This window comes from Paenibacillus sp. FSL H3-0457, assembly GCF_037981725.1.
GTDB lineage: Bacteria > Bacillota > Bacilli > Paenibacillales > Paenibacillaceae > Paenibacillus > Paenibacillus amylolyticus.
Map to the genome: position 1 here is coordinate 751,933 of NZ_CP150283.1, position 24,046 is coordinate 775,978.

The window sequence follows — 24,046 nt, forward strand, 5'->3', positions numbered from 1 at the left end:
ATGAAGTATGTAAACGTGGAGAGCGTGGAAGCGGGGGAGCTTCTGGGCAAGACGGTATATTCCAGTAACGGCACGGTATTGCTGTCTGCCGGAGTCCAGCTCACCGTATACATGGTCAATACGCTGAAGCGTATTGGCGTGACCATGTTATACATCCAGGATGAAGCGTATAAAGATGTGGATGCAGAAGACATTCTGGATGAAACCACGAAACGGGCAATAATTAACGAAATGAGTGTCACACTCGAATCCATTCGATCCGGGAAAGACTGGAGTCCGAAAAAAGTTGCCCTCAGTATAGAGAAGTTGCTGAATGATGTACTGAACGGGCGTGAAATGCTTGTGCAGCTCACCGATATTCGTACCAAAGACAATGCACAGTATGTTCATGCGATGAATGTATGTTTGTTGTCTTCGGTCATCGGACTGAATATGGGACTCAATTATAATCAACTGAAGGACCTTGCTGTGGGGGCATTATTGCATGATATTGGCAAAGTGGGGGAACCTCCTGGCAGTGGTTCTGCTGCAAATTCTTCGCTGCATCATACATGGCGTGGATTCGAAGTGATTAAGAACAAACGGGAGTTCAGTCTGTTGGTCGCCCATACAGCCCTGCAACATCATGAGCATGTAGATGGTACAGGCATGCCGAGAGGGATCAAGGGAAGTGACATTCATCTGTTTGCGAGAATCGTTAGTGTGGCTAATATCTATGATAATCTCATTAATGGTTTATCCAAGGACAGTTTGATGCCACATGAGGCCTGTGAAGAGATGATGGCGTTGTCTGGTACAAAGCTGGATCGGGACATTCTGATTGAGTTCAACAAGAGTGTATCCGTGTATCCCAATGGTACAGCGGTACGACTGTCCACCAAAGAGACTGGAGTCATTGTGCGTCAACATCGGGGATTGCCCGGCAGACCTGTGATCAGGGTGGCACGCGGAAGTACGCGTTATTCTCTGGATGTGGTTGAAATCGATCTGGCTCAGCATACAACCGTTTTCATTGAAGCTGTCATGACGTAGCTTGTGTGCGGTTAAACTGGAAAATCCGTTTGCTCAAGGCGTGCGGAAATGCTATGATACTTTCAGGAAATCCGCTCTGTGTCAGGTTTGCAACATGTGTGTCGAACATCATGAAGTGACACGGATTATCAGGCTTTTTAGAATGCATACAGAGGTGTCTAAGAGATGGATATTGTTATACCGATTATTACATTGATTGTTGGTCTGGTCGGGGGATTTTTCATCGGGGTGTTCTACTTGCGTAAACAACTTGAGAAAATGCAAAGCAATCCGGACATGCTTCAGAAAATGGCGAAGCAAATGGGCTACAACCTGAATGGCAAGCAAATGCAGCGTGCCCAGCAGATGATGAAGAATCAGCAGCCAGGAGCGAAAATGCCTCAGCCGCAACAGCATCCTGCGCGTAAAAGTTCGGGCCGCCGAAAATAATAGCAGTGAAGTGAATAACTGCTTACCTTATTGTGGTTCGAAAGGAGGCGTTTGGCAGTGGCTGGCGTTAAAGATTATTTGAATTCAAAAGTATCCGACAATCGGGAGAAGATCGAGTATCATGTAGAGCAGATCCTGAAATTGATCGGAGAAGATAGTACACGTGAAGGGCTGCTTGAAACGCCTGCACGTGTGACCCGAATGTATGAAGAAATTTTTGGCGGATATGAAGTAGACCCGCGCGATGTGCTCGGTGTCACGTTTGACGAGAATCATGAAGAACTGGTTATCGTCAAGGATATTGTCTACTACAGTCAGTGTGAGCACCACATGGCGCCGTTCTTCGGCAAGGTACACATTGGGTATGTACCAAGTGGCAAGATCGTTGGTCTGAGCAAAATGGCTCGTCTGGTCGAAGCAGTAACACGTCGCCTTCAAGTGCAGGAACGTATTACTTCACAGATCGCTGACATTCTGACAGAGGCCGTTGAACCTCATGGTGTTATGGTCGTTGTGGAAGGCGAGCACTTGTGCATGTGTTCCCGCGGCGTGAAGAAACCTGGAAGCAAGACGGTTACGTCTGCTGTACGTGGTTCTTTCCGTGAGAATCCGGCACAACGTGCGGAGTTCTTGTCTTTGATGAAAGATTAAGATCAGGTATGTCCACTCGCTGGACAAGCCTGATGAGTAAGTTCCTTTGGTTTTGGAAGCAGCAGTTTCTAAGCCATAGGATGTGATATAAATAAGCCGTGTTCCCTGGGAACCGGCTTATTTATATATGCGTTGTCATTCCTATATACTGGATACATATGAATTCGTTAAGCCGGAGGTAATGGAACGATGAGTGTACCTTCCCATTCAGATCAACCGGTTCAGCCGGAAAAGGGACTACAGGCAGATCAGCAGGCTTCAATGCGTCTGCAAATCTGGGAGACACCACTCATGCGACAAGGTAGCAGTGTACTCGAAGCTTTTGCTTGGGAAGAAGTTATGTGCAGGCGGGTTGGGGCAGGGCATCTACCAGTTGCACATATATGGAGACACCCAGATGCCTTTGTAGCGGGTCTGCGTGACCGCAGGTTGCCACAGGCTGTAGAAGCGATGGAACAGATTAGAAGCCAAGGGACAGCGGTCTGTGTTCGGCCTTCCGGTGGAGCGGCAGTACCCTTGAACCCAGGGGTAGTTAATGTGTCGCTGATTCTGCCTAATCCCGGACATGCCATCAATATTCATGATGATTTCCGGGAAATGGCTTCGATTATTGCCGAGTCGCTAACGCCGTGGTCGAATCAGGCGCAAACTGGCGAGGTTCAAGGTGCTTTTTGCCCGGGAGATTATGATGTCAGTGTAGGTGGATTGAAATTCTGTGGTATTGCCCAGCGCAGGCAGGCAAAGGCGTATATCATTACGGCTTTTATCATCGTGGACGGTCAGGGTGATCAATTGGCAGCAGATGTGCGACAATTCTATCAGCATGCAGCAGGCGGGGCGAGTGAAGGATATCCCGATGTTCAGCCTGGCACGATGGCAAGTCTGAAAGAATTGGCAGGTGTACCTTCGGCTGCGGCATATACTGCGGCTTTGGTTCGGACACTGCGAGATCGCTATCCACTTGCGGAGACCAGCAGGGTGCTTAGCGTTGGCTCTGAAGAAGTACGCCTGACAGCTGAGCAGATGAAGCTGCGATACGATTAACACTTTTTACTAGGGCTTGGAATTGGTTAATAGAGATGATATGATGTGATTTCGGAAGGAGAGTGTTAGGATGGACACATTGAGATATACGTATTTATATGAGGTTGTATCAACAGGCGAAAAATCCGAGTTCAGCCAAATGGCAACAAGCAAGGAAGAGGCTGCTGCACTGATCGTTGCACGTATAGCCGATCTGGAGTTTACAGATGAGTCTGATATCAAGCTGGGCGATCTGATCTCCATTAGCAAACAGGTTGGCGACAACTATGTGGCGTGCGAGGGCTGTGCTTCTTAAGTGAACATTTAGAAATAGGAAGTCTCTCAAAATACAAGCAAGTCTCTTTTTACCGGAGGCTTGCTTTTTTGTCTACACCAAAAGAGATATCTTTCAGTCATTCGGCTGGAGATATCTCTTTTTTCTCTAATCCATCTAACCCCAAGCTTAATAAGGCGGCCACAACAACTTGCGTGCCGTTTCGTAACGCTCGGCAACAGCGGGCCAGTAGACAACGTTCCACCAATCCTCGATATACTTTTTGCGTTCATTCTGATGTTTCAGATAGTAGGCATGTTCCCACACATCCAGTGGCAGGAGCGGTACGATATCGGACTGGGACAGGTTCTGGTGTTTTTCCGCCTGCAAAATCTCCAAACGATGTGCTCTCGGGCTCCAGACAAGCATCGCCCAGCCACTGCCTTCCACCTTGTTCGCGGCTTCTGTGAATTGATTCTTAAACGCTTCATAACTTCCGAAATCCCGCTTGATCTGCTCTGCCAGCATACCGGAAGGTTTGCCGCCACCAGCAGGATTCATAATTGTCCAGAAGATCGTATGCAGGTAGTGGCCTGCCCCGTTGAAGGCAAGTTCACGTTCCCAATGTTTGATGAGTTCAAAGTTATTCTTTTTTCGCGATTCCGCCAGCTTTTTCTCTGCTACATTTAGTCCGTCCACATAAGATTGATGGTGTTTGTCATGATGGATACGCATCGTCAGCTCATCAATATGTGGCTCCAGCGCATTGTACGCATAGGGGAGAGGCGGCAGTGTGTGTCCTCCGATGGGAACCGGCTTCTCTTTTACGGGAGGTGCTGTAGAGCTGGGTGTGGCTTGTGTTGTTCCCGTAGAAGGCGGTTGAATGGTTGCGGATTGAATCTGAGCTGAAGCGGCAGGTGCATTTACATTCCCCTCTGGAGAAGTTGGAGCTTCTGAAGCTTGGCGATGGATGCTTCCTGACTCTGACGTATGCAACGCATTTTCCAGAAAAAGTGATGGCTCCGAATCCGTTTCGCGCAAGATGCCAGGTTGGCCAAGCGTATCCAATACGCCCAGAAAATACTCCGACTCGCGGATAAAATGCAGAATGAGTACTTTGGCAAGCGGAACAGCTTGCACAGCAGCACTTTGTTCCAGAAGAACATACAGCTGTTTGATGAACTCTCTCGATTGCTGCCGAGCTGCCAACACAAGTTGATCGATACAACGAACGATGTAGGGAGCAGGCGGATGGGTTCCAGGCAATAGTTGTTTTAAAAGCTGATTGGCTACTCGCTCACTGTTTGCAAAGGTAACCTCCCATTCCTCCAGTAGCTTGACGTAGGGGGGCTCCAGATCAGGAACCAGGGCACGAATGACGAGTGTATGTTCTTTCTCCTGCTCTTTCCAGAAACGGATTTCCTCCAATGTCCGCAGAGGCAGCAGGTGACCATATCCATACCAGTTCATCTATGTTGAACCTCCTTCAGATGAAATTCATTGCATGCAGACTGTCTGTTCATGCGTCCCAAGAGTATATTCCGATAGCCTGTTGTCCTATGAGTGCAAAAAAAAGAGCCCCTGAGGGCTCTGGAATCAACGAAAAATTCGGATGATTGAAATTTGGTTACTCTCCATTATTCGTGTTCTGCACATCGTCACTGCTTGTCTTCGTTACATGACTCAGGAAAGTTGAGACACGGCGCAGATATTCCTTCGGATGCTCCCGGAAGATCAACTCATGATGCGCATCCTGGACAATCCATACATCCGAGTACGGATTGGTCTGGTTGGCAGCGAGCTGCTCCGCAATTGGATAAGGCGCCTTCTCGTCCTCTGTACCATGGATGAAGAAAATCGGGAACGGATAATCTTCCTTTTTCACTTCCTGGTATGGAATCTGTTGCAGTCCGGTACCATTCAGAACAGGGAACAACAGCTTCATAATCTCGAGTGTAGGCTGACGCGGGAGATCGATCTGGTTATGAATGTTGTGGTACAGCGTATCCGGCTCAAGCAGGAACGCACTGTCCAGAATCATCGCATCGACTTCCTTCGTAATAAGTCCGGTTTGTAACGCTGTACCGGCACCCATCGAGAAACCCCAGACAACCAGTTCCTGTGCACCTCGCTGCTTGGCGAACTGGATGGCACCCAGCAATTGCTGTGACTCAGCTTTGCCACCTGTGGCTACAGCTTTGTTCACCTGTGAGGCGAAGCCATAATCGAACATGACCACGTTGAAACCGAGTTGATGGGCATAGTGGGCCAGGTCATACATAGGTACCCATGTTTCTTCACGATTGGCACCATAGCCGTGACTGAAAATAATCGTTTTGCTTGCAGCATTGTCAGCAGGTATATACCATCCCTGCATCGTCCGGCTGCCATCTGCTGCCGGGAACGTGATGTCTTCGTACTTCATGTTCTTGGCCTGCATTGGATTGGAGAAGACCGGCGCTACAGTAGGATTGGATAATACCCATGCGATGTAACCATGCAGTGCAATAAAACAAAACAGTAGAAAAAATACAACGGAGAGCAGCAACGCTACGATAATATGTTTGAACCGAATCAGCCTCGGTGATAGGGAAGAGGGCAGATCGGACACTTTTGTTTGCAGCGGGGCTTCGCTCTGGGATGTTGGATACATGAATGCCCCTCCTTTGAAGTTCAGTTGAAGATAACAACGACATGAAAAGAGAATTGCGTCGATTTCAGAGCCTGCTTCAGAGCGATATCTTAATGTAATATATCTTTATCGTATGTTCCCGTATAGTCAAAGTCAATTGATTGAGGGCATTTGTTACGCAATTGTTATATAGTTCTTAAGATATATGGGTAACATTACCTTAGTGTGTAAATTACAGGGGATTAAGTCTTATAAAAAGGAAAAATTTACACGTTGGTCTATTTTGATTTTGGCTCTTTTTGGTTTACAGATGAGACCGTTTCTCATATAATTTATGTAACCAAGTTTCATGTGATGAAACATGAGGAGGGCATTATGCCATGGAAGATCGCAAGTTAACCGTCCGGGCTGTGGAACGGGCGCTGGATATATTATTATGTTTTACCACACGCAGTGATCTGGGACTCACCGAAATTGCCAGCCAGATCGGCCTGCACAAAAGTACAGTCCACCGTTTGATGGCTACGCTGGAGGATCGAGGGTTCGTGATCCGCGATGCAGCAACAGAGAAGTACCGACTTGGCATCCGAATCTGGGAGCTGTCAGCTCATATGTCCCGCAGTGATGATCCCGCTATACTGCTGTTACCTGCGATGGAGCGACTGAGAGATCGATTGGGAGAGACCGTGAGTCTGTACCTGCGTGATGGAAGTGAACGGATTCGGATTCAGGCTGTACAAAGTGATCAGGCGATCCGCCGAGTCGCTCCCGTTGGTGTTAGACTCCCGCTGTCTGTGGGGGCTTCCAGCAAAGTTTTGATGGCGTTTGCCACGGACGAGGATCGTGAAGAACTGATGAACGGGCCGGAATGGCCGGTGTTTATTGATCCGGCGGTGTACTTGGCGCAAATGGGAGATATCCGGGATAACGGATATGCGACGAGTTATGAGGAACGTGAGCCGGGAGCTGCCGCGGTATCTGTACCGATTATGGATCGCAGAGGCAATATCGCAGCTGCCCTCTCGGTCTCGGGACCTGTCAGTCGACTTTCGCAGGAGACATTGCATGAATACGCACCTGTGTTGAAGGATGCTGCTACGCAAATGGGGCTCATGTTATCCTGATGTTGATGTAAGTTTTTTCTCCAATTGAGTTGGTGTTCTGGAATATAAAGGTTGTTTTTATGTTCCGGTTGCGCTACTCTGTAATGGACGGCCCAACGGGGCCAGCTTCATTGAATATGAACGGCGGCCTATGTAAGCCGCAACTTATTAACGTTACTGGGGGAGTCCGAATTGTCCGGACTGAGACGGAATCGCATGAGATTCCGGACCCTTTGCACCTGATCTGGATCATACCAGCGTAGGGAAGTAATCGGCGATATGACCACAACCACCACATGATGTGACCCTTGTAGGGCTCCGTTAAGGAGCTGCATGAAGGTGCATTATTGGTGATGGACATAAAAGTCGGTTCCTTCGGGGACCGGCTTTTTTATATACAGGGAACGGGCGATATAGCGCGGATTTTATGGGCTTCTTTTTCGATAACCTGCGGAAGTGGGCTTGGATGAATAGAGAACGCACCATAGATCATCCAAGATCTGTGGCAGCCTCCGTCTGTTGTTAACTGTACATGAAAAGTGTCTTCCCTGGTCTGGTGTAGGATCGCTCTTTCTTCTCTGCATTGCGCATGATTTGGAACAGGTACGTAACCAAGCTAATGATGATACCAACCAAACAAGCGACGAACACTGAGGAGGAGACAAGCGAACATGAGTACAGGAAATCAAACGGGACAACAAGCGACGGAGCGGGGACATAACGATCAGCAGGTGGAAAAAGAAACAGGAGCGGCCGGACGGGTTCAGCCCTTTCCCGGTAGCCGCAAAGTCTACATTCAGGGCTCACGGCCGGACATTGCTGTACCGGAGCGTGAGATAGCCCTTCATGACACGAATACTCCCCAAGGGGTGGAGCATAACGAACCGCTGCGTGTCTACGATACGAGCGGCCCCATGACCGATCCCGCATTTCATGCGGATATCCGCGCAGGTCTGCCAGCCCTGCGCACCCGCTGGATCACAGAGCGTGGCGATGTTGAAGCTTATCAGGGCCGTACAGTTAAACCGGAGGATAACGGACTAAAGCCCGGAGGGAAGAGAGCCGGCGCTGAAGAGTACCCCGGATTACGTGGCAAACCGCTGCGGGCACAGCCAGGACGCTGTGTGACTCAGATGCATTATGCGAGGCAGGGAGTCATTACGGCAGAGATGGAGTTCGCCGCTATTCGTGAAGGCGTGGAGCCGGAATTTGTGAGACAGGAGCTGGCGAGTGGACGGGCCATTCTGCCATCCAACATCAATCACCCGGAGAGTGAGCCGATGTTGATCGGTCGTCATTTTCACGTGAAGATCAATGCCAACATAGGTAACTCTGCTGTATCTTCTTCCATTGAGGAAGAGGTGGAGAAGATGACCTGGGCGGTACGATGGGGATCGGATACGGTGATGGATCTGTCCACAGGCAAAAACATTCATACCACCCGGGAATGGATTATCCGCAATTCACCTGTGCCGATTGGTACGGTGCCACTGTATCAGGCGCTGGAGAAGGTGAATGGCGAAGCGGAAGCGCTGACCTGGGAGTTGTACCGTGACACACTCATTGAGCAGGCAGAGCAGGGCGTGGACTACTTTACGATTCATGCAGGTGTACTGCTGCGTTATATCCCCATGACCGCCAAGCGAATGACAGGTATTGTGTCTAGGGGTGGTTCCATTATGGCAGCATGGTGCCTTGCGCATCATCAGGAGAATTTTTTGTACACCCATTTTGAAGAAATCTGCGAGATTATGAAAAGGTATGATGTGGCGTTCTCACTGGGAGATGGACTTCGTCCAGGCAGTATCTACGATGCGAATGACGAAGCTCAGATGGCGGAACTGGCCACGCTTGGGGAACTGACGCAGATTGCATGGAAGCATGATGTGCAGGTGATGATCGAAGGCCCGGGTCATGTGCCGATGCATAAGATCAAGGAGAATGTGGACTTGCAGATGGAGATATGTAAAGAGGCACCGTTCTATACGCTGGGGCCGCTGACGACCGACATTGCCCCGGGTTACGATCACATCACATCCGCCATTGGTGCGGCCATGATTGGCTGGTTCGGCACGTCCATGCTCTGTTATGTTACGCCAAAAGAACATTTGGGCCTGCCCAACAAGGATGATGTGCGGGAAGGGGTCATCGCCTACAAGATCGCAGCTCATGCCGCCGATCTGGCGAAAGGCCATCCACGTGCCCAGCGCCGCGATGACGCATTGTCCAAAGCGCGGTTCGAGTTCCGCTGGCGTGACCAGTTTAACCTGTCACTGGACCCGGAACGTGCGCTGGCCTACCATGATGAGACGCTACCGGCAGAAGGGGCCAAAGAAGCTCATTTCTGCTCCATGTGTGGACCAAAGTTCTGTAGCATGCGCATCACGCAGGACATTCGTGCCTTTGCCGCTGATAAAGGATTGTCTGAGAATGAGGCTGTAGCTGCCGGGATGCAGGAAAAGGCCGAGGAATATCGGACACGCTCCTAGGCGCCGATACAGCGCAAGCTGGGCAGTCTGACATCGTTTGAAGGTGAGAATACTGCTATCATGTCGTCTTCTTCATCTTATTGATCAGCTTCCTGATACTTTTTATCAGCATTATGGTTGATTGTCTAGCAGATGTTTAATAAAATGAATGTAAGTAAACACCAATAAGAGTAGCCAGGCCAATGGCTACTCCTGCACAGCATTTGCGGTGGGTATTCCTCCGAGTGCAGCAAGTTCAGATGAAGTGACCCGTCAGGCCGTCAACCTGTGGCGGGTCACTTCTTTTTACGATCGATGTATGTCAGGAGCGCAATAATTAACATCGCGAACACGATTACGTCGTTAAAAGAGAAGTTCATAGGATCACCTCCCACTGGAGGCAAGCCTATTTCCCACCACAAATTGGCTGTACAAAGTGATTATACCATTTGAAATGCTCTTGTTCGAGAGCATTTTTATTTTGCAGAAGGAGTCGATATAGTAGTTTTCACATGTTTTTAGTGATTGTAATATTTCACTCCAAATCAGCAGCTACTGTCGAGCCAGTTCCAAATTCTTCTCCAAATACGCCGCAAGCAATGCTAGCGGACTATGGATCGGAATACCGCGATCTACTGTAACCTGTGCAGCAGCGGGAGCCATAGACAGTTGGGCCGCCACTACCGCTTTACCCGGGTACTGCTCAGCAATCTGCTGTAAGCCTTCTCGTACCGCTTCGAGATACCCTTGCTGATCTCCACGCATAATCAACTCAAATGTCCCAGGGATGCACACCGCTTCCGTCTGAGAGGTCTTGGCAACGTGTAGTTGCCCATTCTCATCCTCTTGCTGTAATGCCTGATTCAACCGTGCCATCGTTCCTTCAATAGTTGCCGGGTTGGTGAATGATATTATGTAATCTCCTGGTACTCGCCGCATCTCCTGCAATAACGGATCATCTATGCCGATCACAGGCACAGGGACCTGTATGGCTTCCTGCTCCAATACTGTCGCAAACAGGGTACACGTGACCAGAATGGCATCGGCATGACACTCAGCGATCCATTGGAGCGTCTGGGCTACCTTCTCGTGAATGACGACCGCGGAAAAGTCAGCGTCATGTTTAAGACGGTCCAGACCTGGATCGACGTAATGGACCAATTCAACTTCATAAGGAGCAAGCGTCTCTTCAATTAAGGCGATGTTGGAATAATGAGCGTGAAAACAACCAATGGTGGTCATGTGCTAAGTCCCCTTTTACAGTTCGTATATGTCATGGATCTTTTAGATATTTAAACCATTATAGAAACATGCCTGAGAACTGTACAGTCGTTTATTGCTCAACGCCAATAACCGCCCTGCCGCCAAGCAGCGGAAAGACGGTTGATAACCTGACTCGACTAGGGTCGGTCCGGTGTCCATTTTTATCTAAGGGAAGGAGAAGCATTTTTCTTCGCCATTTTTTGTTGCAGAATTTCATGAAAGGATAGACCTTGAGTGTTCTCATTCTCCTTTTTAGGAGCAGTGGTCGCCGTGTTGCGCGGATATTGGTGATGGTACGGGATCATTTGCTGAATAGGCATGCGGATCATCTTGGTTCCTCCTTTGATGCGTTTTTTATGAATTATGTATTTCGACTGGTTACCATGCCAGGTGCGCATATAGGTACATGTGACTTGTTAGACGAAATAAAAGAGTTTAAAGCGTAATTCCAACTTGGATTGTAGTGATTTTACCCGGTTTTAAGGAGATGTAAACGTTTTTAGGGAAATTCAGGAGTAAAGGACCTAATATGAAAGGTTTGATATGGGAGGATCGAATCGGTTGTTATGTGAATAGTCCCAATTTTAAGGAAGTCAATGGTACCCGTATATGAGGCATATTATCTGGTTAAATGATGCAAAGCATGCTAACTAACTTGGTACCATGGTCGGGTTGTTTAGGGGGTAATGTAGTTCCGGATATAAAAAAACTGCCGAGCGAACCCGGCAGCTTACGTGATATGAAGAAGGATGCGATGAAACTTTGATTCTGTCTGAGGTGGTATCGTGTTGGCTTTATCTACTTTGGCGAACAGCGATGTATATATCCACTTGTACACTTTCGGGATTCAGGCTGCGTTCATCATACAATTCAAAATCCCCAGTGAACGTACGATCGCTTTGTTTATCCCATGCCCACACGGCTCCCCAAGCTTCGCCAACAACCTCTGCCATCGGTCCTTTTCTGGAAGTGAATATGGCGTAAGTTGCAGGAGGGAGTAAAATGTCGTCCAATCCCTCAGGCAACGATTCGTTCGGACTGACCTCATGCCCTACCAGTATGGTGTATTCTCCGGTTATGCCATCGGTGTAATCCGTGTAACAGCCATAGCGAACAACTTCAGGTGCAGGTAGGTGCTCTGAGGCAAAATAATTGTTCCAGAGTCCCTGAATACAGCCTTGGCCACTGATTTCAATGGCGTTGGTTGTGCGGGCGGATACGCCGGCAAGACGTTTGCCGGGGAGCGTGACATAACGAACGGGCTGGGCAGAGAACGAATGATCCGTTGTTACCTGACCAGGATTAGCAGAAGCAGTAGAGGTTTCAGTGAGAGATTCTGCATGCTGATCCGTTGTATTCGTGCGCCAACGTTTCAAAAAAGGAAGCTGGTTACGTAGCATCGAACGAGCGGATTCCTCATCCATGCCTTCGTCCTTCAGAATGGCAGTGCACATCTCCGTCATGCCTTCAAGTGACATACCGGGCTGCTCAAACTTGCCCTCTTTGTAACAATAGATACAGTACTCACGGGTTGTGCTTCCATCTGCTTCCGTTCCGAATTGGGCAGGGGTTGTGAGCGGCATGCCGCAGCTTTGACATACAGTGACGTTCATGATTAGTTCCTCCTCATATATGTACAGATTGAATATATCTGAAGTATACGGGGAGGAACTGGACAGCTGTCTGTCAGGTTTGAGTCGGAGGTATATAATTTTGTACAATTTGCTCCGCGATACGGCAGATTTCATCCCGAATATGCTGAGGTTCCAATACTTCAACGTCCGCGCCGAAGCCCAGGATGAATCCATATAACCAGCCATCCTCTGGAAAAGCAACCTGGCTGATGTAATACCCAGTCCCATCAGGCATGACGTTCTCGATCCCAAACCATTCTTCCGCAATATGACGGACGCGAGCATGGAATTTCAAGGTTAACCTAGCTTGATTGTCCGGACGGCTCCATTCCTGTTGCCAGGGTCTGTGCTGTGGGTTGATGACTTTACGCTCGAAGTGCTCATTAGCAAGCGTGACATCTTGCATGCGCACAAGCTTGAACATGCGAAATTGATTCCGCTCGTGACAAAAAGCATACAGGTACCAGGAATGCTTCTTGAGTACGATGGTATGAGGGTCGGCAGTTCGGTGAGTATGGATACCTTCCGCACTGCAGTAGGTAAAGGTTACGGGGCGTAATTGATCCATACCCTGTTCGATAAGTTCAAGCTTGATTTTCAGTGCTTCGGGATGCGTCCAGGTTGAATAATCCACGATGAATCGATTGGTATTGGCCTGAAAATCGTCATTTTTGGATTCAGGTACGATACTGCTGAGTTTTTCGACCAGAAGCTCTCGCGCAGCATTAGCATGGGAAGTGGATACACTGCGCAGTGCAGTGACGATGGAGGCGAGGTCCTTGTCTGTTAATACGTTTCGATCCAGCCGGTAGCCTTCAGCCAGGCCAATCCCGCCGCTTGCCCCCTGATACGTCACCACGGGGATGCCTGCTTGACCCAATGTATCGATGTCCCGATAGATGGTCCGGATTGATACTTCGAACATATCTGCCAAGTCTTTGGCTTGTACCCGTCCACGATTGATTAGCAACACCACGATGGCTAATAAACGCTCCAGTTTCATATGTATGGATTCCTTTCATTGGTTTATCTGTTGGATTCAAATATGTTATATTGTTGAGCATCACACATAGGAGTGGAATAAGCAATGAAGCGAATTACGATTCTGATCGCAGACGATGAAGTTGAGATCGCTGATCTGGTTGCTTTACATTTACAAAAAGAAGGATATCACACCATTAAGGCCTTTGATGGGAAGGCGGCGGTTCAAGCTATTCAGACCCAAGCGATAGATTTGGCGATTCTGGACATTATGATGCCTGGCATGGATGGGTATGAGGTGACCCGTAAAATTCGGGAGCAGCATCATTTGCCGATCATTTTCCTGAGTGCCAAAACATCAGATATGGACAAAATTACGGGACTTGTGATGGGTGCGGACGATTATATGACCAAACCGTTTAATCCGATGGAGCTTGTTGCCCGGGTTAACTCCCAGTTACGTCGTTCGCTGCAATTCAGCCAGTCTGCGCCTGTGCAGAGGTCCATTCTGGAGAAGGGTGGGCTCATCATCACGCCAGATCAACATCGCGTTACACTCTACGGCAAACCAGTGGAACTAACACCGAAAGAGTTTGACATTTTGTATCTGCTCGCGAGCCACCCCAAGCAGGTGTTCAGTGCAGAAAATATTTTTGAACAGGTCTGGGGAGAAGCCTATTACGAGAGTGGGAATACCGTGATGGTCCACATTCGGACCCTGCGCAAAAAGCTAGGGGAAGATGTGAACAAGAACAAGTTTATCAAAACCATCTGGGGTGTGGGGTACACGTTTAATGACTAAACGAAGAAGTTTTCGTACAACCATGATTATGTTGCTAGGGTTAAGCATGCTTGCCTCTGGTGCAATTACCTATGGGATTTACAAGCTTATGCAAGCCTATTATTCGGGTGTCCGTGCAGAAGATCAGCTCGCTGAATATCGTCATTTTATGAGAAGTATCGGGGATATCTATTTCTTTCTGATTTTATTTATCCCACTCGCCATTCTATTTTTCTTCTGGTTTACCAAACCCTACGCGACGTATTTCAAGGATATTTCTACAGGGATCAGGCATTTGGCCAACGGTGACTTTCAGCATCGTGTGCAGATCTCCTCGAAGGACGAGTTAGGTACGATTGCGGAAGATGTGAACCTGGCAAGTGAGAAGTTAAAGGAAGCAGTAGAACGAGGGGATTTTGCTGAAAATAGTAAGGACCAGCTTGTTGTCAATCTGGCGCATGACCTGCGAACACCGCTGACGTCTGTGCTTGGATATTTGGATCTGCTCATGAAGGATGATCAGCTAACGGAGGAGCAGGTACGGCACTTTACGTCGATTGCATTCACCAAATCACAGCGTCTGGAGAAGCTGATTGATGATTTGTTCGAAATTACCCGTATGAATTATGGCATGCTGCCTATAAACAAGACACAGCTGGATCTTAGCGAGCTGCTGAAGCAGATGAACGAAGAGCTCTATCCTGTATTTGAAAAGAACCAACTAGTCGCCCGACTAAAAATAGACACTGACCTTACGGTCTCCGGTGATGGCGAGCTACTGGCTCGTGTGTTCGAGAATCTGCTAATTAACGCTGCACGGCATGGCAAGGATGGCATGTACGTAGATATTAATGGATATCGGGATGCAGAACAGGTCATCATTCAGGTAATTAACTATGGTGGACATATTCGTCCAGAGGAATTGCCACATATCTTTGATATGTATTACACCGGAGATCGTGCCAGGACCCCTCAGGAGGGTGGGACAGGCCTTGGACTGTTTATCGCTCGTAATATTGTGGAGCAGCATGACGGTATGATCTCGGCTCAGAGCGACGTGGTACGGACGTTATTCGAGGTTCGTTTGCCCGTCTTCCAGTAAGGTTGACGTCAAAATTTAAGAAAAACTTTAAAATTGCCCTGCTTTTTCTTTAACTTGTGTTGTCTATCCTTGATGTATGAGGTAAAAGGAGGAACAAGCATGAAGAAGTGGGGCTTTTTGATATGTATTATTTTGATCGGATATATAGTTACGCAATCACCGGGATGGATTCAGCAGAAGGATGAGTTGCCCATCGAGATTCAGAATACGCGTGAAAATCCCGCAGGTTATACCGTATCCGTCACCGGAAACATTCAGGATCAGGTACATAAGGGCAATTTGTTACTGGTTGATAAGCAATACCCCGTTCACCCGGAAGGAGTTAAATCCGATATTGTATATGTGGCACATGAGGATGATCTGCTTCGTGGATATGGGATACTGGATCAGAAAATCATGTTATCACGACAGGTGGCGCAGGAGTTTCAGAAGATGGTTGAAGCAGCAGGCGAAGAGGGAGTCAGATATTTTCTCGTCAGCAGTGGGTACAGGGACTTTGAAAAGCAGGACGAGTTATATCGGGAAAAGGGTTCAGATTATGCGCTTCCTGCGGGACACAGTGAGCACAATCTTGGGTTATCCCTGGATATCGGCTCGAGCTTGGCTGCCATGAATGAAGCACCAGAGGGTGCTTGGCTGGAGAAGAATGCATGGAAATACGGATTTATTTTACGTTACCCAAAGGATAAAGTGCGCATCACCGGTATTCAGTATGAACCATGGCACTTTCGATATGTAGGGCTACCGCACAGTGCTGTCATGTATAAGAATAATCTGGTGCTTGAAGAGTATCTCGATATGCTTAAAGAGAAAGAGAACATTACTGTGGAAGTAGAGGGTGAGCAGTATCATATCCGCTATTATCGGGCCACCCGAGACACAACCGTTTACATACCTGAGCAAGGACAAACTGAAATATCGGGTGATAACATGGATGGTGTCATTGTCACCGTAAAGAAATAACAGGGCAACACAAAGGAGGCGAAACAACATGAAGCACAACAACCAGAAGAAAAGCAAACATTACATCCTTTGGATTGCCGTTTTCATTATCTATTTATATCTGCTGACTAAGCTGATCCTGTTCAAAGGAAGCCCGGTCGATTTTGGCATCGTGAAGGATCGACTGATGGCGTTCTTGCAACAACCGGATCTGATCCATACGCGAACCGTGAACCTGACACCATTCAAGGAAATCTCACGAGACTGGAACAGCCTGTCATTGCATCGTCCGGGTACAGCAATCCATCTGGTAGGTAATATATTGGCCTTTATCCCACTGGGCATCTTCATTCCTGTGTTGACGGGCAACAAGTTATTCTCTGGAGTAAAGGTACTTCTGCTGTCTCTGCTGCTCAGTCTGGGCTATGAAGTGACACAGTTAGTGACTGGTATGGGCATATTTGATGTGGATGATTTGATGCTTAATACACTCGGCGGCTTCATTGGATATATTGTTTTCACTATGGCTATGGGTCTGAAAAAGGTGTTGGTGGGAGGAGAATCCCGCGTGACGACGAAAAAGTTAAATTCTAAGGAAAGTCACGTGTAAGGAGGGGAAGAACTTGATTATAATGGCTGTACTGTTCATTAGCGTAGGGCTAATATTTCTCGTGTATCCACACAAGGTAACGGATGCTTCGGAAAAACAGATTGCGGAGCGAGTAATCATGTCTAGATGGGTTGGCGGCTCGTTAATTGCTCTGTCGTGTTTGTTTCTGATCATGGGCACGATTCAACTGTTAGATCAAGCCTCACATCACATTGGGCATTAGAAGGCAGCTGGCCTTGAAGCAACGGAGAATACACACATACTGAAACCACAGCTCCCCGTAACGTGCAGAGTGCACTTTACGAGGAGTTTTTTAGTGTTTCATAAGGTATCGAATTTAGCATAGGACCAGTGAACTTTGCGAGTAACATCGCAAATGAGGTAGAGTAGAGAGGATGCGTTAGTACCTATTCCTTACAAAAAAAGGAGGACATACATTGTATTCATTAGCTAAAGAACTAGCAGGAACCATGAAAGCTATTATGCAAATTGAAACCGAAATTGCAGAAGCTAAGATTGATCAACAGGCTGAAGAGATCATACTTGGTATGGAAGAGAGAAGATCAGCTTTAATAAATAGTGTCACACGTGATGAATTAATGGTCATCCAAACAGTGATGAACGTAGGAAGGTCAGAAAGAGGGTATCGTTATCATTTTAATTCGGAAGACGTTGAGATTATTAACCTTCCCATTGAGTTAAACGAGCATGAGTTGATGCAGAAATATTCCTACTATTTGATACATAAGACCAAAGAGGAATTAGCATATGGAATTGAATATCATACGCTTGTCTCATCATTTCTAAAAGAAGGTATAGAGATCTTAAAACTCTAGACCGTTACGCGACATACTAATAGGAGGTCTGCAAGATGATAATGAAAATTTCGTATTATACGCCAGATGGATTCTACTATTATGTCCCCGATCAATATGCAGAGAAGATGGAAGAGTGGAGAATCGAATTTTCAGATTTTTTGCAGAGTATAGAGGGGAAACATCCATTCACAGAATACATGGAGTCCATTAATTATGAGGGTGAGCTGGAATATGCCGTTTTTGTAAGATGCTACGGAGGAGATGAGTTTGTAGACTGGATTAACGTAGAGAAATTAAACTGCAGAGGTATATATCGTATAGCTGAGCCACCTGATGATTCGGAAGTTGGCTTGAAGATTGATTTTTAAACATATTCCTATTATAAAAAACAAAGCCAAAAAAGCTCCTCGCCACGTGCTGATTGCACGTGGCAGGGAGCTTTTCTGTATAACTTCATCACATTAATGATTTATATCATTAAGCTTTTTTCATCATTTGACGCAATACAGTTTGCAGGATACCGCCGTTATGGTAGTAATCCACGTCAACCATGCTGTCCAGACGAGCGATGACAGGGAATTCGAACTGTGTACCGTCTTCACGAGTTACGGTAACTTTCAACTCTTGTCCTGGCTTCACATCATTGCTGAGGCCAGTAATGTCATACGTTTCACGTCCGTTCAGACCAAGGCTGGACCAGCCGTGACCTTCCTGGAATTGCAATGGCATTACGCCCATGCCGACCAGGTTACTACGGTGAATACGCTCGAAGCTTTCTGCGATAACGGCTTTGACGCCGAGCAAGAATGTTCCTTTTGCCGCCCAGTCACGGGAGCTTCCTGTACCATACTCTTTACCTGCGATAACGATCAGGTTCTGTCCTTCATCCTGATACTTCATGGAAGCATCGTAGATGGACATTTCCTCGTCCGTTGGCAGGTACTTCGTGATACCGCCTTCTGTACCAGGAGCCACCTGATTACGAATACGAATGTTGGCAAACGTACCACGCATCATGACTTCATGGTTACCACGGCGTGAACCGTAGGAGTTGAAGTCTTTGCGCTCTACGCCATGTTCTTTCAGGTACAGTCCAGCCGGGCTGGATGGTGCAATATTACCTGCTGGCGAGATGTGATCCGTTGTTACGGAATCCGCAAGCAATGCCATAACGCGTGCAGAACGGATATCTGCGATATCGTTCAACTTGTCGCCAAGCTCCTGGAAGAACGGAGGATTCTGAATGTACGTGGAGTTCGGATCCCACTCGTACAGTTCACCTTCCGGTACAGAAATTGAATTCCAACGCTCATTGGCTGTAAATACATTCTCGTACTTGTTGCGGAACATCTGAGCGTTCAGGGAACTAGCGATAGTATCCTTGATTTCCTCGGAGGTAGGCCAGAGGTCTTTCAGGAATACAGGCTCATTGTTCGTATCATAACCGATTGGATCGGTTTCAAAGTCAATATTTACGGTACCCGCAAGTGCATATGCCACAACGAGTGGTGGTGATGCCAGGTAGTTGGCTTTAACCTGTGCGTGTACACGGCCTTCGAAGTTACGGTTACCGGACAATACAGCCGCTACGGTCATATCGTTCTCAGCAATAGCTTCACTCACTTCGTCCGGCAGTGGGCCGGAGTTACCGATACATGTTGCACAACCGTAGCCCGCAACGTTGAATCCGAGTTTGTCGAGATACGTGATCAGACCTGCTTTTTCCAGGTACTCGGTAACCACAAGGGAACCTGGTGTCAGACTGCTTTTCACATATCCTGGTTTGGTCAGGCCGCGTTCAACTGCTTTTTTCGCCAGTAGTCCCGCTCCAACCATAACACTTGGATTCGAAGTGTTCGTACAACTTGTGATCGCCGCGATTACAACAGCGCCTGCCTTCAGTTCACTGTTGGAACCGTCCGGATGCTTCACAGGTACGGATTGTTCGATTTTCTCATCGCTCAGACCGTAGCCGCCTTTATCTACAGGTGTGCGAATGATGCTGTTGAAGCTTTCTTTCATTTGTGTCAGCTCGATGCGATCTTGTGGACGTTTTGGTCCTGCAAGACTTGGTACAACAGAGCCGAGATCCAGTTCAATCACATCTGTGAATTCAGGATCAACGGTGCTTGAAGTACGGAACATGCCTTGAGCTTTGTAATAAGCTTCAACCAATTCTACCTGCTCGTCAGGACGGCCAGTGTTACGCAGATAGTTCAACGTTTCACTATCAACAGGGAAGAAACCGATCGTTGCGCCATATTCTGGTGCCATGTTGGCTACTGTTGCACGGTCAGCCAGACCGATGTTGGCAAGACCTGGTCCGTAGAACTCTACGAATTTACCAACAACGCCTTTTTTACGAAGCAATTGGGTAACAGTTAGTGCCAGATCCGTTGCTGTTGCGCCTTCGCTCAGGCTGCCTGTCAGTTTGAAACCGATAACGTCTGGTGTTACAAAATAAAGCGGTTGGCCCAGCATACCTGCCTCAGCCTCAATACCACCAACACCCCAACCAACAACACCAAGTCCGTTGATCATGGTGGTGTGGGAGTCTGTACCTACGAGGGAATCCGGGAATACAACGGTTTCGCCGTCCACGGTTTTTGTTGCTGCCACGGAAGCCAGATACTCCAGGTTAACCTGGTGAACGATCCCTGTGGATGGTGGAACTGCACGGAAGTTGTTGAATGCCGTTTGCGCCCAACGCAAGAAGCGGTAACGCTCTTCATTACGCTCAAACTCAACTTTGATATTGTAATCAAGTGCATCGTTGGTACCAAAAGCATCAACCATAACGGAGTGGTCGATAACGAGATCGACCGGTACGAGCGGGTTGATCTGTTTTGGATCGCCACCTGCTTTTTTCACAGTATCACGCATTGCAGCGAGGTCAACGACAACCGGTACACCGGTGAAATCCTGCAGAACGATACGTGCAGGGATGAATGGGATTTCCTTGTTATTGTCACGGCCATCTGCCCAGCCGGTCAGTTGTTTTACGTGTTCTTCGGTGATAGCACGTCCGTCGAATTGACGAATTGCTGCTTCAAGCAACACTTTAATGGAGAAAGGAAGCCTGGAAAGATCGCCGTGGCCGTTTTCCTGAAGAGCATCGAGACTGTAGTAGCGGTAAGACTTGCCTCCAACCTCAAGACTGCGAGCGGCGGAGAAATGATTCTTTGCTGACATACATGTACCTCCTTGGGATGTGTCGGTGAGATGAAGAAAACGTTCATTTAGGTGAAGAACAGGCCTTCATCGTTCCGTGTTCTTGTTCGTTAGTTTCATCAGATGAAACGTAATTTCATAATCATAACTTTAGTTTTAAGTATACCGTTTTCACCTCCGTACGTAAAGGTCTTTTTGCCTGATCAAGCAAGCTTTTGGACCGATGAAGGCGTTTTCGTGAAGCGAGCAGGAATAAGATATCTTGTGTACCTGTATTTGCCGAATTTCGGATCTCCCTCCTGAGCCGTGTACATACAACCGAAGACCCTTTCATATGAATAGTAGGAGTTTATATACGCAATGAAATATTCCAAACAGAACTCATGCCAAAGGGGGACATAGGCTTGGAACGGGAATGGAAGAGTGCCTTATATACTTACGTGAACCAGTACAATCGCTGTGAGATCGACTACCGTCCACAGACCAGCGAACGGATCGTTACCGATCCTGACTTCGTGGTGGAACGGGGAGAGCGTATGGCAAGGCTGGACGAATGGTATCGTAAGCGGCGCGCCGTGCCTCTTCGCAGCGAGACCAGCGCCAAGCTTGTGCGCACGCTTATGGATGGCCAGGAAGAAGCGGTGGTGGATGTACAATTGTACAGCAGACTGTTCTACGAGAAGAGCGGGATCACCCACCGGGAGGACCGGATTGAGCGGGAGCGGTTAACCTTTCTGCGGCAGAGTGGTGGATGGATCATTGGACGGGTCGAGCGAGAAGTGCCAGAGCGTCGCCCTGCTGGGGAAGGACGTCCGTTTCAACAAGCTGATTTTGTACAGGCGATGAATCGGCCGCTGCTGAATCGGGAAGTGTTGGGTCAAGGAAGAAGCTCACGGCAACAGTCATATCGAAGAGATCTGGCGGTTGCCTATGCAGATCGGTGGTGGAATGCGGGGAATCCGGCATTTGAGGAATTTGATGTGGATTGTACCAATTACGTGTCCCAATGTCTCTTTGCAGGGGGCGCACCCATCCACTATACTGGTAGAAGAGAAGCTGGCTGGTGGTATAAAGGGTATGTGAACGGCTCCGAAATGTGGAGTTACAGTTGGGCAGTTTCCAACAGTCTGGAGCGTTATTTGTCAGGCAGCAGCTGGGGTCTGACCGCGACAGAAGTGGAGCGTCCTGAGCAGCTGATGCTCGGCGATGTTATTCTCTACGATTGGGATGGAGATGGACGATTTCAGCACAGCACCGTTGTGACCGCGTTTGATGCGGGCGGTATGCCGCTTGTTAACGCACATACGGTTAGCAGCCGTCACCGCTTTTGGGATTACCGGGATTCTTACGCTTGGACGGAGCGGACGGTATACCGGCTTTTTCATATTGCAGATGAGTTTTGATGACGAAAGATTTTCGGGATGCGGTGACGCAGACATCCAGTTCCGTGTAAAATAAGACCAGATAATGCAAGCAGAATAACAAGGGTGCTGAGCATGCAAACATGACAGCATCAGGCACAGATAATCGGAGGGTACACATGAGTATGGATAAATTAAAAGTAGGCGTCGTGTACGGCGGAAAATCGGGCGAGCATGAGGTGTCGCTGCAAACGGCGTTTGCTGTAACAAACGCATTTGATTATGAAAAGTATGAACTGGTTCCTTTTCATATCTCCAAGCAGGGGACGTGGAAAAAAGGACCTGTCATGCATGCGCCGTTCGCGCAGATTGAAGACTTGAAGCTGGAGCAATCGGCAGGCGGAACGCAGGATGCGCTGAACGCACTGTTTGGCCGTTTGTATGGCGGAGCAGAAGCGCTGGACGTGATGTTCCCTCTGCTGCATGGTACGTTTGGAGAGGATGGTACCATTCAGGGCATGTTTGAGATGGCGGATATGCCATATGTAGGTGCAGGTGTACTGGCTTCTGCTGGCGGCATGGACAAAGTGGTCATGAAAAAGCTGTTTGCACAGGCTGGCATTGACCAATGTGCCTTTACGTATTTTAACGCGACACAATGGAAGCAGACAGAGCACGAAATGATCGTACAGGTCGAAGATCAGCTGGGGTATCCTTGTTTTATCAAACCGGCAAATCTGGGCTCCAGTGTAGGCATCTCCAAAGCACGTAACCGCGATGAGTTGAAGACAGCTGTCGAGTTTGCACTTCGGTATGACACGAAGGTTGTCATTGAGGAGTTCGTTGAAGCACGCGAGGTTGAAGTCAGCGTCCTCGGCAATGACGAGCCCATGGCTTCCGTTCCAGGTGAGATCGTATCCTCCGGTGAGTATTATGACTATGCAGCTAAGTATATTGATGGTCAATCACAGATGCTGATTCCAGCTCCACTGGACCCAGAGGCCGCAGATCGCATTCGCGAGGCAGCTTTGCAGGCGTTCCGTGCGATTGAAGGTAACGGTATTTCACGTGCCGACTTCTTCATTCGGAAAAATGACGGCGCTTTGCTTATTAATGAAGTCAACACCATGCCTGGTTTCACACCATACAGCATGTATCCACTTCTTTGGCGTGAGACAGGTGTATCGTATGCCGAACTGCTGGATCGCATGATTGAACTGGCACTGGAGCGTTACAACCGCAAGCAGGCACTGAATTACGAGAACGGCGTACAGGCGTAGCCTGAGACCACAAGATCAGGAGGGATATGCATGGGATTTCAGACTGAATTCAATTCCGTATGTAAGTTCAAGAATGAGCAGGAGCTGTTCGAACTGCTTGAATACGGACGCGGCAAAATGGTCAAACAGGGCTTCCGGGTATTTCCTACCGGCCAGAAAGTGATTGCATACACACCGGATAACGTGGCTGTAGCCATCGTCAAGATCGTGGTTTCCATTGCGGAGATCAACTTCCAGGGGCAAGAGGTAACTGAGGTGGAGATGCAACTCATCCGCAAATTGACTGAGGAAGAATCACGCATTCAGACTGCCCTTGCGGATGAGATGTTCTTTGGGGAGCAAGCACAGGAGTAGTTGTTGACTGTAAGTGCGGGTCGGAAGGACGGATTTGCCAGAATACGATTATGGTCACTCTTTTAGGGTAAAACTTGGTTATATACAGTGACGGTACATCCTGACGGCTGAATATGCCGTGTGGGTTCTCCGCCCTA

At 48.1% G+C, this 24,046-nt stretch carries 24 protein-coding genes and 1 riboswitch; of the genes, 17 read left to right on the forward strand and 7 right to left on the reverse strand.

The annotated features are described in order from the left end of the window. The 5 genes from MHH25_RS03495 (at position 1) to MHH25_RS03515 (ending at position 3,451) form a co-directional block, all read left to right on the forward strand. The gene (locus MHH25_RS03495) at positions 1–1,032 is read left to right on the forward strand and encodes an HD domain-containing phosphohydrolase (RefSeq protein ID WP_047841405.1); all 1,032 of its coding nucleotides are present in this window, start codon (positions 1–3) and stop codon (positions 1,030–1,032) included. 165 nt (positions 1,033–1,197) lie between these two features. Beyond that, positions 1,198–1,461 (forward strand): YneF family protein, encoded by a 264-nt coding sequence (locus MHH25_RS03500; protein WP_017690778.1) that lies wholly within the window; start codon positions 1,198–1,200, stop codon positions 1,459–1,461. Positions 1,462–1,518: 57 nt separating this feature from the next. After that, positions 1,519–2,112, forward strand: coding sequence for a GTP cyclohydrolase I FolE (folE, locus tag MHH25_RS03505; protein ID WP_036614134.1), 594 nt, complete (start codon positions 1,519–1,521; stop codon positions 2,110–2,112). A gap of 189 nt (positions 2,113–2,301) precedes the next feature. Further along, positions 2,302–3,156, forward strand: a complete 855-nt coding sequence (locus tag MHH25_RS03510; RefSeq protein WP_340019173.1) for a lipoate--protein ligase family protein — start codon at positions 2,302–2,304, stop codon at positions 3,154–3,156. Positions 3,157–3,226: 70 nt separating this feature from the next. Further along, positions 3,227–3,451: a hypothetical protein gene (locus tag MHH25_RS03515; protein ID WP_036614132.1), complete on the forward strand. Its 225-nt coding sequence runs from the start codon at positions 3,227–3,229 to the stop codon at positions 3,449–3,451. A 147-nt stretch (positions 3,452–3,598) separates the two neighbouring features. Here MHH25_RS03515 and MHH25_RS03520 read toward each other — a convergent pair whose 3' ends face one another. Beyond that, positions 3,599–4,879, reverse strand: a complete 1,281-nt coding sequence (locus MHH25_RS03520; protein WP_340019174.1) for a Fe-Mn family superoxide dismutase — start codon at positions 4,877–4,879, stop codon at positions 3,599–3,601. Positions 4,880–5,036: 157 nt separating this feature from the next. Beyond that, the gene (locus MHH25_RS03525) at positions 5,037–6,062 is read right to left on the reverse strand and encodes an alpha/beta hydrolase (protein WP_340019175.1); all 1,026 of its coding nucleotides are present in this window, start codon (positions 6,060–6,062) and stop codon (positions 5,037–5,039) included. Positions 6,063–6,421: 359 nt separating this feature from the next. Here MHH25_RS03525 and MHH25_RS03530 point away from each other — a divergent pair, with 359 nt between their 5' ends. Together MHH25_RS03530 and thiC are read left to right on the forward strand one after the other, a co-directional pair. Further along, on the forward strand, positions 6,422–7,165 hold the full coding sequence (locus MHH25_RS03530) for an IclR family transcriptional regulator (protein WP_017690772.1): 744 nt from the start codon (positions 6,422–6,424) through the stop codon (positions 7,163–7,165). A gap of 148 nt (positions 7,166–7,313) precedes the next feature. Beyond that, positions 7,314–7,427: riboswitch (TPP riboswitch) on the forward strand. Between the two features lie 388 nt (positions 7,428–7,815). Beyond that, positions 7,816–9,633 carry a phosphomethylpyrimidine synthase ThiC gene (thiC, locus tag MHH25_RS03535; protein WP_340019176.1) on the forward strand — a complete coding sequence of 606 codons (1,818 nt, stop codon included), beginning with the start codon at positions 7,816–7,818 and terminating at the stop codon, positions 9,631–9,633. A gap of 531 nt (positions 9,634–10,164) precedes the next feature. Here the strand turns inward: thiC and MHH25_RS03540 are convergent. The 4 genes from MHH25_RS03540 to MHH25_RS03555 form a co-directional block, all read right to left on the reverse strand. Next, entirely contained in the window at positions 10,165–10,854 is a 690-nt protein-coding gene (locus MHH25_RS03540) for a hypothetical protein (RefSeq protein WP_340019177.1), read from the reverse strand. A 182-nt stretch (positions 10,855–11,036) separates the two neighbouring features. Beyond that, positions 11,037–11,204, reverse strand: a complete 168-nt coding sequence (locus tag MHH25_RS03545) for a hypothetical protein (protein WP_017690769.1) — start codon at positions 11,202–11,204, stop codon at positions 11,037–11,039. A gap of 465 nt (positions 11,205–11,669) precedes the next feature. Then, entirely contained in the window at positions 11,670–12,488 is an 819-nt protein-coding gene (locus tag MHH25_RS03550; protein WP_340019178.1) for a zinc ribbon domain-containing protein, read from the reverse strand. Positions 12,489–12,561: 73 nt separating this feature from the next. After that, positions 12,562–13,512 carry a YafY family protein gene (locus MHH25_RS03555; RefSeq protein ID WP_340019179.1) on the reverse strand — a complete coding sequence of 317 codons (951 nt, stop codon included), beginning with the start codon at positions 13,510–13,512 and terminating at the stop codon, positions 12,562–12,564. Positions 13,513–13,596: 84 nt separating this feature from the next. On the opposite strand from MHH25_RS03555, the gene MHH25_RS03560 reads away from it, so the two are divergent. The 7 genes from MHH25_RS03560 to MHH25_RS03590 all read left to right on the forward strand — a co-directional run bounded on the left by MHH25_RS03560 (position 13,597) and on the right by MHH25_RS03590 (position 18,111). After that, positions 13,597–14,292, forward strand: a complete 696-nt coding sequence (locus MHH25_RS03560) for a response regulator transcription factor (protein ID WP_340019180.1) — start codon at positions 13,597–13,599, stop codon at positions 14,290–14,292. Then, positions 14,285–15,373 (forward strand): HAMP domain-containing sensor histidine kinase, encoded by a 1,089-nt coding sequence (locus MHH25_RS03565; protein WP_340019181.1) that lies wholly within the window; start codon positions 14,285–14,287, stop codon positions 15,371–15,373. Before MHH25_RS03560 ends, MHH25_RS03565 begins: the two co-directional genes overlap by 8 nt. 99 nt (positions 15,374–15,472) lie before the next feature. After that, positions 15,473–16,336, forward strand: coding sequence for a M15 family metallopeptidase (locus MHH25_RS03570; RefSeq protein ID WP_047841412.1), 864 nt, complete (start codon positions 15,473–15,475; stop codon positions 16,334–16,336). Positions 16,337–16,364: 28 nt separating this feature from the next. After that, positions 16,365–16,925, forward strand: coding sequence for a VanZ family protein (locus MHH25_RS03575; RefSeq protein WP_340019182.1), 561 nt, complete (start codon positions 16,365–16,367; stop codon positions 16,923–16,925). A 13-nt stretch (positions 16,926–16,938) separates the two neighbouring features. Next, positions 16,939–17,148: a hypothetical protein gene (locus tag MHH25_RS03580; RefSeq protein WP_340019183.1), complete on the forward strand. Its 210-nt coding sequence runs from the start codon at positions 16,939–16,941 to the stop codon at positions 17,146–17,148. A gap of 214 nt (positions 17,149–17,362) precedes the next feature. Next, positions 17,363–17,761: a hypothetical protein gene (locus MHH25_RS03585; RefSeq protein ID WP_340019184.1), complete on the forward strand. Its 399-nt coding sequence runs from the start codon at positions 17,363–17,365 to the stop codon at positions 17,759–17,761. A gap of 35 nt (positions 17,762–17,796) precedes the next feature. Then, positions 17,797–18,111, forward strand: a complete 315-nt coding sequence (locus tag MHH25_RS03590; protein WP_340019185.1) for a hypothetical protein — start codon at positions 17,797–17,799, stop codon at positions 18,109–18,111. Between the two features lie 109 nt (positions 18,112–18,220). On the opposite strand, the gene acnA is transcribed toward MHH25_RS03590, so the two are convergent. Next, positions 18,221–20,935 (reverse strand): aconitate hydratase AcnA, encoded by a 2,715-nt coding sequence (gene acnA, locus MHH25_RS03595; protein ID WP_036614112.1) that lies wholly within the window; start codon positions 20,933–20,935, stop codon positions 18,221–18,223. A gap of 377 nt (positions 20,936–21,312) precedes the next feature. Here acnA and MHH25_RS03600 point away from each other — a divergent pair, with 377 nt between their 5' ends. From MHH25_RS03600 to MHH25_RS03610, 3 genes are all read left to right on the forward strand, one after another. Beyond that, the gene (locus tag MHH25_RS03600) at positions 21,313–22,317 is read left to right on the forward strand and encodes an amidase domain-containing protein (protein ID WP_036614248.1); all 1,005 of its coding nucleotides are present in this window, start codon (positions 21,313–21,315) and stop codon (positions 22,315–22,317) included. 137 nt (positions 22,318–22,454) lie between these two features. Next, the gene (locus MHH25_RS03605) at positions 22,455–23,555 is read left to right on the forward strand and encodes a D-alanine--D-alanine ligase (protein ID WP_340019186.1); all 1,101 of its coding nucleotides are present in this window, start codon (positions 22,455–22,457) and stop codon (positions 23,553–23,555) included. 30 nt (positions 23,556–23,585) lie between these two features. Then, positions 23,586–23,909, forward strand: coding sequence for a hypothetical protein (locus tag MHH25_RS03610; protein ID WP_036614107.1), 324 nt, complete (start codon positions 23,586–23,588; stop codon positions 23,907–23,909). Positions 23,910–24,046: the final 137 nt, after the last annotated feature.

Excerpts from the sequence above, each read along its gene's own strand:
- MHH25_RS03530 (WP_017690772.1), top strand. The coding sequence starts at position 6,422 with ATGGAAGATCGCAAGTTAACCGTCCGGGCTGTGGAACGGGCGCTGGAT.
- MHH25_RS03610 (WP_036614107.1), top strand. The coding sequence starts at position 23,586 with ATGGGATTTCAGACTGAATTCAATTCCGTATGTAAGTTCAAGAATGAG.
- MHH25_RS03510 (WP_340019173.1), top strand. The coding sequence starts at position 2,302 with ATGAGTGTACCTTCCCATTCAGATCAACCGGTTCAGCCGGAAAAGGGA.
- MHH25_RS03605 (WP_340019186.1), top strand. The coding sequence starts at position 22,455 with ATGAGTATGGATAAATTAAAAGTAGGCGTCGTGTACGGCGGAAAATCG.
- thiC (WP_340019176.1), top strand. The coding sequence starts at position 7,816 with ATGAGTACAGGAAATCAAACGGGACAACAAGCGACGGAGCGGGGACAT.
- MHH25_RS03565 (WP_340019181.1), top strand. The coding sequence starts at position 14,285 with ATGACTAAACGAAGAAGTTTTCGTACAACCATGATTATGTTGCTAGGG.
- MHH25_RS03570 (WP_047841412.1), top strand. The coding sequence starts at position 15,473 with ATGAAGAAGTGGGGCTTTTTGATATGTATTATTTTGATCGGATATATA.
- MHH25_RS03545 (WP_017690769.1), bottom strand. The coding sequence starts at position 11,204 with ATGATCCGCATGCCTATTCAGCAAATGATCCCGTACCATCACCAATAT.
- MHH25_RS03550 (WP_340019178.1), bottom strand. The coding sequence starts at position 12,488 with ATGAACGTCACTGTATGTCAAAGCTGCGGCATGCCGCTCACAACCCCT.
- MHH25_RS03555 (WP_340019179.1), bottom strand. The coding sequence starts at position 13,512 with ATGAAACTGGAGCGTTTATTAGCCATCGTGGTGTTGCTAATCAATCGT.
- MHH25_RS03515 (WP_036614132.1), top strand. The coding sequence starts at position 3,227 with ATGGACACATTGAGATATACGTATTTATATGAGGTTGTATCAACAGGC.
- MHH25_RS03560 (WP_340019180.1), top strand. The coding sequence starts at position 13,597 with ATGAAGCGAATTACGATTCTGATCGCAGACGATGAAGTTGAGATCGCT.
- MHH25_RS03540 (WP_340019177.1), bottom strand. The coding sequence starts at position 10,854 with ATGACCACCATTGGTTGTTTTCACGCTCATTATTCCAACATCGCCTTA.
- MHH25_RS03590 (WP_340019185.1), top strand. The coding sequence starts at position 17,797 with ATGATAATGAAAATTTCGTATTATACGCCAGATGGATTCTACTATTAT.
- MHH25_RS03495 (WP_047841405.1), top strand. The coding sequence starts at position 1 with ATGAAGTATGTAAACGTGGAGAGCGTGGAAGCGGGGGAGCTTCTGGGC.
- acnA (WP_036614112.1), bottom strand. The coding sequence starts at position 20,935 with ATGTCAGCAAAGAATCATTTCTCCGCCGCTCGCAGTCTTGAGGTTGGA.
- MHH25_RS03520 (WP_340019174.1), bottom strand. The coding sequence starts at position 4,879 with ATGAACTGGTATGGATATGGTCACCTGCTGCCTCTGCGGACATTGGAG.
- MHH25_RS03575 (WP_340019182.1), top strand. The coding sequence starts at position 16,365 with ATGAAGCACAACAACCAGAAGAAAAGCAAACATTACATCCTTTGGATT.
- MHH25_RS03525 (WP_340019175.1), bottom strand. The coding sequence starts at position 6,062 with ATGTATCCAACATCCCAGAGCGAAGCCCCGCTGCAAACAAAAGTGTCC.
- MHH25_RS03500 (WP_017690778.1), top strand. The coding sequence starts at position 1,198 with ATGGATATTGTTATACCGATTATTACATTGATTGTTGGTCTGGTCGGG.